The sequence below is a fragment of the Alloprevotella tannerae ATCC 51259 genome (assembly GCF_000159995.1).
Lineage (GTDB): Bacteria > Bacteroidota > Bacteroidia > Bacteroidales > Bacteroidaceae > Alloprevotella > Alloprevotella tannerae.
Genome location: NZ_GG700642.1, coordinates 645,100 through 656,284, shown reverse-complemented (window position 1 = coordinate 656,284; position 11,185 = coordinate 645,100). Strand labels below are relative to the sequence as shown.

The window sequence follows — 11,185 nt, the reverse complement described above, 5'->3', positions numbered from 1 at the left end:
TGTATATATGTCTGTAACTTAAAATGCCGGGCTTAATCCTCGTTCTCCTCTTCCTCGGCTTCGTTCTCGTCTTCTTGCGCCTCAGGCGTCTTCTTCCAGCCTTTGTAAACGAGGAAACAAACGATGAGAACGGCAGCCGTTAGTAGTACGTAGCCAATTTCGTGACTGTATTTCGTGGCCAAAGTAACGACATCCTCCGGCGTTTTGAGGTCCGTGAAGCGATAGATGGCCCATCCTATGATGGCCAAGATCGTATTCCAAGCCCCCGCACCTAAAGTCGTGTAGAGCAGGAAGGGGCGCAGCTTCATTCCGGCTAATCCGGCCGGAATGCTGATCAATTGGCGCACGGCCGGCACCAAGCGCCCGAAGAAGGTCGACGCCTTTCCGTGGCGGCGGAAGAAATCTTCCGCCTTCTTCACGCCGGCTTCGTCAATCAAGAGTATGTGGCCGAAGCGCGAGCGTGCAAATCGATAGACCAAAGGGCGCCCCAGCCATCGCGCCAGATAATAATTGATTAAAGCACCTATGTCTGCGCCGAGCGTAGCACTGATAACGACGCCCACGATGTTCATATCCGGATCCGTCATCGCCTTCCACGCAGCCGGCGGAACCACAACTTCCGACGGGAAAGGAATAAACGAGCTTTCGATGGCCATAAACAACGCCACGACCCAATAATTAAGGTGCGCCAACACCCAAGCAATGATTACTGAAGAGTCCATTTCTATAACTTTTCGTAGTTCCAATGTTCAACAATGTCGCCCCAGTGGCGATTAACGAGCGCTACCGTCTCCGGCTTATACGCATATTTATTCTTTTGATAGCCTTTCTTAGCGTCCGTGTATTGTTTGATAGCCGCCTGCGCTTCTTCCCAGCCCGGTATGCTCAGCTTTTGATAAAGCATCTCCGTCTGTGCATAGGCGTTGCTTTCAAAATCTTCAAAGCGGAGTTCCACTAAATTTCCCGCAGGTATGAACGCTTTTTCCGACTGATACTTTCTGTGCAACTTCTCGTAGACATAGAGAATATTATCGACCAATTCTGTTTCCGCGATGTCCTGCAACTGCAGCGGGCGTATCGTATTGGTGAAGAAAGAGCGTGTAGATTCAAAAACGGTGTAAGGGTTGCGCATCAGATAGATAAACTTCGCGTCGGGAAACATACGTACCAGTTCGCGAACGCGGCCCGTGTGCGGCGGATTCTTTGAAAGAAACTGCGTGCCGCCCGTATTCCAAAGACTGATCTTAATGATTTTCACGAACGTCTCCTCAAATGTGCGCAGCTCCTCCTCGCTAATATTTTCGAAGCACAAGAAGCGGTCGGCATATTCGCGCATTCGCTGCGGCAAAAACCAGAAGTTGTAATACGTATATGGCATCATGTTCGTCATCGTAAACTCCTCCTCTTGCGGCAAGTCGACTGCCAGTTCCATATTGTCTGTTGGCCGATGCGAAGGCATTAACCACGACATCGTTTGTTTGAAAAACGACTGCCCGAACATCATCAAATGCGGAAAGACCGTTTGATACGTCGTATTGTAGCCAAAATGTTTGTCGCACGAGAGTACGTTATGCACAAACGTAGTTCCGCTTCTCCAATGACCAAGGATGAAAACCGGCGCGTGTTCCAACGGCTTTTCGGCCAACTTCTTTTGGAAGCGCTTCTCCTGCAGCGGAGCCAGCAAAGAGAGGAGTCGGCAGACGGCTTTCGTCAACCGATATTTCGTGCGATAGTGCTTACCTATGTCTTGCCCGTTGGTGATTGCTTGAAAGGTTTTCCAATCTGCTCCAACAAGATTGTTGACCGGCAGTTTACTAAATTCGATAAGTCCCATATCAATGTTGTATATGCGATGCGTACATTAACGTTGCGAAAGTACAATATTCTTTTCGTTTTTTCCGTGTTTCGTATGCCATAATACGATGTCCGGCTTGGCTTTCTGCCCCTTTCGCGCGGCGCCGTCTTGGCCTGACTTCGGCAAGCGGCGGACGGTTTTTTCTTTCGTCCGCATAGTATGTTCTATTGTTTGGTCGGAGCAAACCATCGTTTGGTGGGAGCATACTATGGTTTGGCGGCAGCAAACTATCGTTTGGTGGGAGCAAACGATCGGCGTTTCTGTAAGATGAGATAAAAAGAGACGATATTGTTTGCTTGTTTTAGAGGAGAAGACGTTGATAAAGTGGTATTTAGCGGTGAGCTGTAGCCTTTGTCGGAAGGCGGGTAAAGACTTCGTGAAACTGCGCTAAGCACTGCGCGCACCAGCCTGTGCCGCTACCCATCTCTTTCGCGACCTACGCATTTTCCGTCCAACCAAATACGACTATGGCCGCACCGTTTGGCGCGCTTTTCGCGCACGCAGCATCAAACGGAGCGGCCGTAGCCTAAAAAAATAAATGAGTGGCCGACGATTTGTCGGTCGATAAAACACGCGAACTTACCCTTCGCGCTGCATTTCGGCTTCTACGCGATTCGTGAGGTCTACAAATTGCTCGACGGAGAGTTGTTCGGGGCGCATCGTCAGCGGGAGGAGAAAATCCGTGTGATCCAAAACCTTGTTTTGCTCGTTGTTCAATTGCGCAAACAAGGGTTTCAAACTCCCGCGCAGCATCTTGCGGCGCTGATTAAAACTCGTCTTGACCACTCGGCGCAAGAGTTGCTCGTTGCATCCGCAGTCGGTCACGTCGTTTCGCGTCATGCGCACCACCGCACTGCGCACTTTGGGCGGCGGATTAAAGACATGCGGCTCGACCGTAAAGAGATATTCGACACTGTACCAACGCTGCAGGAGTACGCTCAAGATGCCGTAAGCCTTCGTCCCCGGCGGGGCAGCGATGCGCTCGGCCGCCTCCTTCTGAATCATACCCGTGCAGCAAGGAATGTAGTCTTTGAAGTCGAGCATCTTAAAGAAAATCTGCGAAGAAATGTCGTAAGGGTAGTTGCCCGTCAATACAAAAGGCCGGCCACCAAAGACCTTGCTTAAATCCATCCGTAGAAAGTCCTCGCCTAATATGTTGTCGGCGAGCGCCGGCCAACGATTTAGCAAGTAGGCTACGCTCTCGCGATCTATTTCCACGACCTTCGTCTCCCGCCCCTTGGGTAGAAGAAACTGAGTCAGCATCCCCATACCCGGTCCTACCTCCAAGACGGGCAGATCCGGGCAGGCGTCGATCGTATCGGCAATGGCTTGCGCCGTAGGTAAGTCGGTCAGAAAATGTTGTCCAAGATTTTTTTTCGGTTTTACTGCGCGCATCTTGTAGTTTTTTGTTTATCTTCGCAATTGCAAAGATAGCGTAACGCGGGCAGTGGGCCAAACTTTGCCGAAACCTTTCTGCCGGCGCTTTTTGCTACGCCTTCGTGCCTTTAATAAAGAATATAAAAACAGCAGATCGCTTCCGTTGAAATTATTGCAAAACATATTGAAGATCGTTTTGCCCTTCTTGTTTGCGCTGGGCATCCTTTGGTGGATGTATCGCGGGACAGATTGGCAGGCCTTTCTGTCTTCCGTTTTGCATGATATGAAGTGGGGCTGGATGCTCTTCTCCTTCGTGTTCGGCATCTTGGCGCAGCTCGTCCGCGCTTGGCGCTGGCGTATGCTTTTAGCCCCCATCGGTGAACGGGCACGGCGCCGCAGTTGTGAAGATGCCGTCTTTGTCAGTTATGCTGCGAGTCTCGTCGTTCCCCGTTCGGGCGAAGTGTTGCGCTGCGGCCTGCTGAAGCGCGCAGACGGCGTCTCCTTCTCCAAAGCCTTGGGCACCGTCTTTACTGAGCGCGTGGTCGACTCTCTATTGATTGTCCTTTTGACCGTCGCGGCCTTCTTTTGGCAAGTGCCGGCCTTTAAGAGATTTCTCGATGAGACAGGTATGGACCTGCGAAGCTTTCTCGGGCGCTTCACGGAGACGGGCTATCTCGTCACGATCGCGTGCATCGTAGCCGCCGTTGCGTTGGTACTGACGCTCGTGGCCCGCTATATGAAAAAAGGCAAGAAAGTGCTCAAGAATCTGTGGGCCGGCGTGAGTTCGCTGCGCAAGCTAAGCAACCTGCCGCTGTTCCTCTTTTGGAGTTTAATGATCTGGGCCTGCTATTTTCTCCACTTTTATCTGGCCTTTTTCTGCTTCGACTTTACCGCAAACATACCGCCGGCAGCCGCCTTCCTGATCTTTTGCATCAGTACGTTTGCCGTGCTCGTCCCGACGCCTAACGGCGCCGGCCCTTGGCACTTTGCCGTTAAAACAAGTTTGGTCCTTTATGGCGTGGCTGCAGGCAATGCGATTCTCTTTGCGCTCGCAGTGCATACGATTCAAACCGGGCTGGTCGTCGTCTTAGGACTTTGGGGCTGGCTCTCTACGACTTACTTACAAAAGAAACGAATACAATCAAATAAACCCTCTAACGCTTAAACACAATAGATTATGAGTGAAATTAAGAACCTGGCGCCAAAAGCAATTTGGCATAACTTCTATCTTCTGACGCAAGTGCCGCGCCCCTCGGGCCACTTGGAAAAAATTCAAAAGTTCCTTCTCGATTGGGCAAAAGAACGCAATATTGAGGCTTTCCAAGATAAAGCCGGCAATATCATTATGCGCAAGCCCGCTACTCCGGGTATGGAGGATCGCAAGATCGTTACGATGCAGGGCCATATGGATATGGTGCCGCAGAAGGCTAAAGACTCTAAGCACGATTTCTTGAACGATCCGATCGAAACTTGGATTGACGGCGAATGGGTCAAGACAAAAGGAACGACACTCGGCGCAGATGATGGTATGGCTGTAGCGGCAATTATGGCCGTTATGGAGGACGATACGATTCCGCACGGCCCTATCGAAGGCTTCATTACTGCCGATGAAGAAACGACAATGTATGGCGTAGACCATATGGATACGGATACGCTGACGGGCGAGATCCTTCTCAATCTTGACGATGAGACGGAAGGCGAAATGATTATCGGTTCGGCCGGTGGCGTAAACCAAACGGCAAGAATGGAGTATCAGGAGGTAGACGTAGATCCTGAAGACGCAGCAGTGAGCGTTAATATTCACGGCTTGCTTGGTGGCCACTCAGGCTTGGAGATTAACCTGGGCCGCGCGAATGCTAATAAATTGATGGCGCGCCTCGTGCAAGACGCGATTGCTAATTATGCAGCACGCTTGGCTACTTGGTATGGCGGCAATATGCGCAACGCGATCCCGAATGAGGCTGAGGTCGTATTGACTTTGCCGAAGGAGAACGTGGAGGCCTTTAAGGAGGAATGCGTTGCCGAATGGCGCGATACGTTTAAAGCTGAATACGGTTTCGTTGAAGAGAAACTCGACGTAGAAGTCTTTGATCATGAGTTGCCGAGTAAACTTGTTCCGGAAGAAATACAAGATAATCTTGTAGACGCCATTTATGGTTGCCACAACGGCGTGTTCCGTTTCATTCCGGAGACGCCGCATATTGTGGAAACTTCTTCTAACTTGGCTATCATTGAGATTGGCGGCGGTAAAGTATTCTTCAAGATCTTGATTCGCTCAAGCCGCGACTCTATGAAAGAATGCTTGGCAGAAACCTTAGGCAGTATCTTCTCAATGGCCGACTTGAAGGTCGAACTTGATGGCGATTACCCTGCTTGGCAGCCTAATATGAAGAGCGAGATTGTAGAGTTGATGAGAAAGATCTACAAGGAGCTTTTTGGCAATGACAACAATGTAGAGGTAATTCACGCCGGCTTGGAGTGTGGCATTATCGGTAGCAAATATCCTAAGATGGATATGGTCAGCTTTGGGCCTACGCTTCGCTCGCCGCACACCGCTAACGAGCGTTGCCACATACCGAGTGTAGATAAGTATTGGGTGTTCTTGAAGGAAATCCTTGCACAGACGCCTAAGAAATAACCCTGTTGATGCATTGTGCCTCCTCTTCGGCTTTCGGCGAAGAGGAGGCGTTTTTGCCTTTTGGGGGTATAAGAATTTGTAGAACCGATACTCATTGTTTTTGATATAGTGAAAGAGGAACGAAAATCAACTGCCGTCGACGACGCTATGGAGTTGGATACTGAACAAATGCTTCCGCCTTTTGATACGCAAAACCTTGCCGATGAAAAGCAGAAGTTAAGCGCGAAAACTTCGAATCTTGTTGCTGATAAACAGAACTCGCGCAAAAAATGGCTAAGGCTGGGCAGCGGAATACTCGTGGTTGCTATCGCTTTGGCGCTTTATTATTTTGATCCTGCACGCTATGAACTGGCCCCCAAATGCTTTGTAAAATGGGCAACAGGCTATAGTTGCCCCGGGTGCGGCCTTCAGCGCGCGGCGCACGCAGCCTTTCATGGGCATTTTTCAGAGGCCCTGCATTATAACTTCTTCTTTCTTTTTTCTCTTCCTTATTTGATGCTTGTCATCCTGAGTGATTGGATTTTGCGTGGGGAATCAAAGCGAAAATTGCAACGTCTGACGCATAATCCTAATTGGCTTAGGCTTTATATCGTGCTGTTTTTTGCGTGGTGGATTCTGCGCAACATTTTCGGCATCTAAGCTCAATATACGGAAGCCCCTTAACAGTTGTCTGCGAGCATAGTTTTTCTTTATGATTGACTATAAAGTAGTCATAAAATGACATTTACTTCTATGATAGCTGCATATTTGGTGGGTCTTGTAAGTGTTTTATGAGAGTTGAAAAAGCATACTTTGCAAGTACAACTAAAGGGCATCGCCATCGTTCTTCCCGTGTGCAATTAAATTTGCCTTTTCCAACAGGCAAGTAAGATAACAACTTATCAATTAAAAACGTACAACAACAAGCTCTTAGGCTTGATGTTTTCTCGGACGAGTTTATAAGATTTGATCATAACGCGCAAAACATCCCCAACAAGCCCTTAGGCTTGGCCCTTCAGGGTTTCCGCCGGCGGGCGTTGGCTTGTTTTGAAAGACCAACCCTAAGGGGTTGACAATACTGCTACTTGCTGATGCAGAGTTGACGCTTTGCGTCAACACTGCCCTACCAAAGGACTAACCCCGATGGGGTTATTGGTGGACGAAACCATGCGGAGTTTAGGTAGATTTAGGTAGAAATTCACCACATTCATAAGTGCGGACGACGGCGATGGGGTTATTTGGTAGGAGAGGTTGCGCGGAAATGATGCAAACTCAAGTGGAACATCTGACACGCATACGTGTTATTGATCCCAAGACAATTATAAACTCAAACGACAACCTGCAAAACTTTCCCAACAAGCCCTTAGGCTTGGTCTTTTGGCAGGGCAGGCGTTGGGGCGAAGCGCCAACCCTGCCATAGTTCGCCGCAAAATGCAACCCCTTAGGGTTGGTCTCTCAAAACCGTCCACATATAGGCGTGTAAATACACAGATAAACCCAAACCACCAAAGCTCACTCCCGCACCACAAGCCCTTAGGCTTGGTCTTTTGGCAGGGCAGGTGTTGAAGCGAAGCGCCAACCCTGCCATAGTTCGCCGCAAAAATGCAACCCCTTAGGGTTGGTCTCTCAAAATATCCGCATATAGCCGTTTGTATATGCTGATAAATCAAACCACCAAAGCCCACCCCTGCACCACAAGCCCTTAGGCTTGGTCTTTTGGCAGGGCAGGCGTTGGGGCGAAGCGCCAACCCTGCCATAGTTCGCCGCAATGTGCAACCCCTTAGGGTTGGTCTTTCTAAATATCCGTATATCAGCTTATAATCAAGCGATTATTGTGCGTTTTGGTCGGCTCGGCGAAAATGCTTACCTTTGCATACGCAAGGGCGAGGAGTGCTCTTGGCTTAATTATTCACCAATTAAATCTATACCACAATGATTAAATTCGTTATCAGAGCGAAGAAAAATCCGCTCAAGAGAGATCAAGTGAAATTTTATCCGCAGATGGCGCCGGGCGTGCCCGTGATGTTGCGCACGATTGTCGGGCGCATCGAGAAACGTTCGGGCGTATCTTCTGCCTCCGTCAAGGCGGTGTTGGATGCCCTGCAATATGAGATTCTCCAAACACTTGCGGACGGTAATTCGGTTCGCTTAGGTGATCTCGGTTCTTTTCGCCTGACGATGCACGGCGAGGGCGTAACGACGGCGAAAGAGGCAAAGGAAAAAGGCGCAAATCTCATTAAGCGCGTGAGCGTGCGGTTCACGAAAAGCAGTACGATGCGTATAGCCCTCGACAAGCGCAACTTAATCTTCGGTGCGCAGGACGATATCCGGAATGCGAAGTAGGTAAAGATGGCGACACAACTTAGTGCCGGCAAAAATCACAAGTAGCAAAGGCCGCGTTTCCCACTTTGGGGGGCGCGGCTTTTGCGTACCTTGTCGAAAACAGGCCGTTGATCGGTCGCGCAGGGATAGGGATTGGTCAAACTTTCACCTATGATCGGAAAAATTGTCTTAGGTGAAAGTTAAAACGGTCTTATAGGCAAATTAAAATTGTCTTATAGGAGAATTTCAACGATCATAAGTGAAAGTTTGGCAAGGGTGCGGAGATGAGTGAATCGGAGTGCATAAGGCGGTGTTGTTTTGTAGCTGAATCTTCGATGAAACCGTGCTTTTTTGAACTTTTTCGCCGTTTTTAGATTACTTTTTGCGTGTTCTCGTAAAAGTGTGAAGCGTCCTTTACTCGTAAAACGGCGTGTTTTTGAAAGACCAACCCTACGGGGTTGTCATTTAATCTTTGATTTGATGCAATGTTGATGCACAGCGTCAACACTGCCCTGCCAAAAGACTAACCCCGATCGGGTTATTGGCGATCTTTTTTGGGGGATGGGAAGCGGGGATGGGTGAGGAGGTTCTTTTGTGGCTGAATCTTCGATGGAACCGCGGTTTTTTGAACTTTTTCTTCCTTTTTAACTGTGTTTTTTGACGTGTTTATTACGAGAAAATATCTGAAACTTGGTCATTATTTTGAGCTTTTAGGGGCGGCATTGACGTATGGCAGTTGCGTCTTTCAACCTGAAAAATGAGTTGATATGTGCTTTCCGACAGGCGAATGATTAGCCATAAATACCTGATTATAAGAATAAAGTATTGTATATAAGGATACATGCAAGGGTGATGGGAGGAGTGGCGGACGAAAGCGCAGGAAGACGGAAAAAGTAAGTTTTCCTGTGGCTGTTTCATTGGTTGCTTTGCTTTGAAAACGGATCGGAAGGTCCCAAAAAAGGTTTAGATAAGTTCCAAATAAGAGCAAAAAACATTTTTTCGCGTATCTTCCGCAAGGTGTCGATATTTTTATGTATTTTTGTTCTTTTTCAATGACTTATGAAAAGCCCATGTCCGATTAGAGCAAGTCGGGGAAAATAAAAATGTCCGATTAGAGCATATTTTTGTCCGATTAGAGCAAGTCGGTTTGGGGTAAATCGTCCGAACTTTGCAAAAAACAAAGGGTAAACAATGGCTGATCGGCATAAAACGCAAAGCAGGTACAGCATAGACGCATAACACATTGTAATCATAAAACGATGATGAAACAAGCAAGATCTCTTTCACTCTGAGTCGGGGAAAGGACTTCCTACGGAGGGGCAGGTGCTCTTTCCAAGGAAGACGAAGAAATTATCAGTCGGGCAACGAGTTTGCCGGACAACAAGTATTATTCAATTTTAAGGCCCGAGCCTTCGACACGGTCTTGCTCCGAGAGGAGATGTAACAGGGAGGCACAGAAACTATGAAACAACATTTACTTAAGAACACCTACGCGGCGATCGTCGCGCTGTTTATCGGAATGATGGTCCTGCCCACCACAGCGCAGGCGCAAAGTATCGCAAAACAAGCTCTCAAGAGCAGCAGTGGAGAAATGCCGATAACCGGCAACAAAATCAAGACGGCATCTGCCAAAGCTTCCGTAAGTTTTCCTTTGTTAGAAGGTTTCGAAAGTGGTGAAATACCTGATGGCTGGACTTTGATAGACGCCAACAATGATGGAAGGAACTGGCAAGTATTGAACAACGATTTGGTGAGACCTAAGTCGGGCAAATGTGTTATCTGCAGCTTCTCAGACGAGTATGAGATTCTTAATCCGGATAACTATCTTATCTCTCCGAAGATTTCCGGGGCAACCCAACTGATCTATTGGTTTTCTCTGAATCCTAAATATCCTGATGATCGCTATCAGGTACTCGCATCGACTACCGGTAAGGATATTTCCGATTTCACGATAGTGTTGAAAGACGAGAAACCTACCGATCTGAAACCTATCGAGGAAGGTGCGGATCAGTCAGAGTGGATTAAGCGCACGCTGCAGCTGCCTGTCGGCACGAAATATATTGCGTTCAGACACTACGACAGCAACAAGAGCGGGGAAGGCAATTACATTTTGCTGGACGAGATAACGATAGATGGTAAAGTAATAAACTACGCTCTCAATATTGCCGGCACACAGGTAACTTCTGCCAATTGCGACGATCTCTCTGTAATTGACGGCGTAGAGGGTAAGGTAAGCTACGACCACAGCACCAAGACCCTTACCTTAGACAACGCCACGATTAAGAACAGCGACAAAGTGGCCATTTCTATTAGCCAGACAATGAACATCAAGGTGGTAGGAAAGTGTAAAGTCGATGCGGGTGACCGTACAGCAATCGCCTCAACTGAACCGTTCCGTATCTATAGCGAGCGAAACGAACTTGACGACCAATGTCTCGATGTGGTGAGTGGCGACTGTGCTATCTTTATGAACCATACCAACCTCATCATCGAGAACTGTACCGTTAATACCAAGGGTACCGGCTCCGGAGGCGTGGGCATTGCGGGAAACTATTCCGAAGACAAATCCACGCTCACCATCAAAGGCGATTGTACGCGTGTAACGGCAGAAGGCAAGGGCGGCTCCATTTGCTCCATCGTAAAGCTTACCCTCGACGGCTGCGCCGTTACTCAACCTAAAGGAGCAGCATTTGATGCCTCGCTGCAAGGCGTCGCACTCAACGGAGAGGTGGTAACGAGCAAGGTGGTGATTGAGAAAACCCCGTCTGCCATCGAATACGTTACGACAGATGCGCTCGCAGCCAAGCAAGGCATCTACACGATTAGCGGCGTGAAGCTCAACGGCGAAGTAGAAGACTTGCCGAAGGGTATATATATTGTGAATGGAAAGAAAGTGGTGAAGAAGTAACCTTGTAATGAGTGGTGGTTGATGATCAACAACCATTACACCTAAATAAAACCTTCCGCGCCACACTCTTGAGGGGCGGAAGGTTTTTTATAAATGCCAGCATAGG

The 11,185-nt window shown here is 48.5% G+C and carries 10 protein-coding genes; 6 read left to right on the top strand and 4 right to left on the bottom strand.

Annotated elements, in window-relative coordinates; all coding sequences use genetic code 11:
• Positions 1-32: 32 nt before the first annotated feature.
• From GCWU000325_RS02750 to rsmA, 4 genes are all read right to left on the bottom strand, one after another.
• A complete protein-coding gene (locus GCWU000325_RS02750) occupies positions 33-722 on the bottom strand; it encodes a DedA family protein (RefSeq protein WP_006254512.1) in 690 nt (229 codons plus the stop codon).
• Between the two features lie 2 nt (positions 723-724).
• The gene (locus GCWU000325_RS02745) at positions 725-1,834 is read right to left on the bottom strand and encodes a sulfotransferase family protein (RefSeq protein WP_006254511.1); all 1,110 of its coding nucleotides are present in this window, start codon (positions 1,832-1,834) and stop codon (positions 725-727) included.
• 27 nt (positions 1,835-1,861) lie between these two features.
• The gene (locus tag GCWU000325_RS02740) at positions 1,862-2,011 is read right to left on the bottom strand and encodes a hypothetical protein (RefSeq protein ID WP_154646556.1); all 150 of its coding nucleotides are present in this window, start codon (positions 2,009-2,011) and stop codon (positions 1,862-1,864) included.
• Between the two features lie 423 nt (positions 2,012-2,434).
• Positions 2,435-3,250, bottom strand: a complete 816-nt coding sequence (rsmA, locus tag GCWU000325_RS02735; RefSeq protein ID WP_006254508.1) for a 16S rRNA (adenine(1518)-N(6)/adenine(1519)-N(6))-dimethyltransferase RsmA — start codon at positions 3,248-3,250, stop codon at positions 2,435-2,437.
• Between the two features lie 91 nt (positions 3,251-3,341).
• Here rsmA and GCWU000325_RS02730 point away from each other — a divergent pair, with 91 nt between their 5' ends.
• The 6 genes from GCWU000325_RS02730 (at position 3,342) to GCWU000325_RS10905 (ending at position 11,079) form a co-directional block, all read left to right on the top strand.
• Entirely contained in the window at positions 3,342-4,397 is a 1,056-nt protein-coding gene (locus tag GCWU000325_RS02730; RefSeq protein WP_006254507.1) for a lysylphosphatidylglycerol synthase transmembrane domain-containing protein, read from the top strand.
• 12 nt (positions 4,398-4,409) lie between these two features.
• Entirely contained in the window at positions 4,410-5,870 is a 1,461-nt protein-coding gene (locus GCWU000325_RS02725; protein WP_006254506.1) for an aminoacyl-histidine dipeptidase, read from the top strand.
• A gap of 108 nt (positions 5,871-5,978) precedes the next feature.
• Positions 5,979-6,509, top strand: a complete 531-nt coding sequence (locus tag GCWU000325_RS10910; RefSeq protein ID WP_006254505.1) for a DUF2752 domain-containing protein — start codon at positions 5,979-5,981, stop codon at positions 6,507-6,509.
• Between the two features lie 601 nt (positions 6,510-7,110).
• Positions 7,111-7,269: a hypothetical protein gene (locus tag GCWU000325_RS11885; protein WP_154646555.1), complete on the top strand. Its 159-nt coding sequence runs from the start codon at positions 7,111-7,113 to the stop codon at positions 7,267-7,269.
• 512 nt (positions 7,270-7,781) lie between these two features.
• Positions 7,782-8,192: an HU family DNA-binding protein gene (locus GCWU000325_RS02715; RefSeq protein WP_006254501.1), complete on the top strand. Its 411-nt coding sequence runs from the start codon at positions 7,782-7,784 to the stop codon at positions 8,190-8,192.
• Positions 8,193-9,633: 1,441 nt separating this feature from the next.
• Entirely contained in the window at positions 9,634-11,079 is a 1,446-nt protein-coding gene (locus tag GCWU000325_RS10905; RefSeq protein WP_006254497.1) for a choice-of-anchor J domain-containing protein, read from the top strand.
• The last annotated feature ends 106 nt before the right edge of the window (positions 11,080-11,185 follow it).

Coding starts and splice junctions, on each gene's coding strand:
- GCWU000325_RS02750 (WP_006254512.1), bottom strand. CDS start 722: ATGGACTCTTCAGTAATCATTGCTTGGGTGTTGGCGCACCTTAATTAT.
- GCWU000325_RS02745 (WP_006254511.1), bottom strand. CDS start 1,834: ATGGGACTTATCGAATTTAGTAAACTGCCGGTCAACAATCTTGTTGGA.
- GCWU000325_RS02740 (WP_154646556.1), bottom strand. CDS start 2,011: ATGCGGACGAAAGAAAAAACCGTCCGCCGCTTGCCGAAGTCAGGCCAA.
- rsmA (WP_006254508.1), bottom strand. CDS start 3,250: ATGCGCGCAGTAAAACCGAAAAAAAATCTTGGACAACATTTTCTGACC.
- GCWU000325_RS02725 (WP_006254506.1), top strand. CDS start 4,410: ATGAGTGAAATTAAGAACCTGGCGCCAAAAGCAATTTGGCATAACTTC.
- GCWU000325_RS11885 (WP_154646555.1), top strand. CDS start 7,111: ATGATGCAAACTCAAGTGGAACATCTGACACGCATACGTGTTATTGAT.
- GCWU000325_RS02715 (WP_006254501.1), top strand. CDS start 7,782: ATGATTAAATTCGTTATCAGAGCGAAGAAAAATCCGCTCAAGAGAGAT.
- GCWU000325_RS10905 (WP_006254497.1), top strand. CDS start 9,634: ATGAAACAACATTTACTTAAGAACACCTACGCGGCGATCGTCGCGCTG.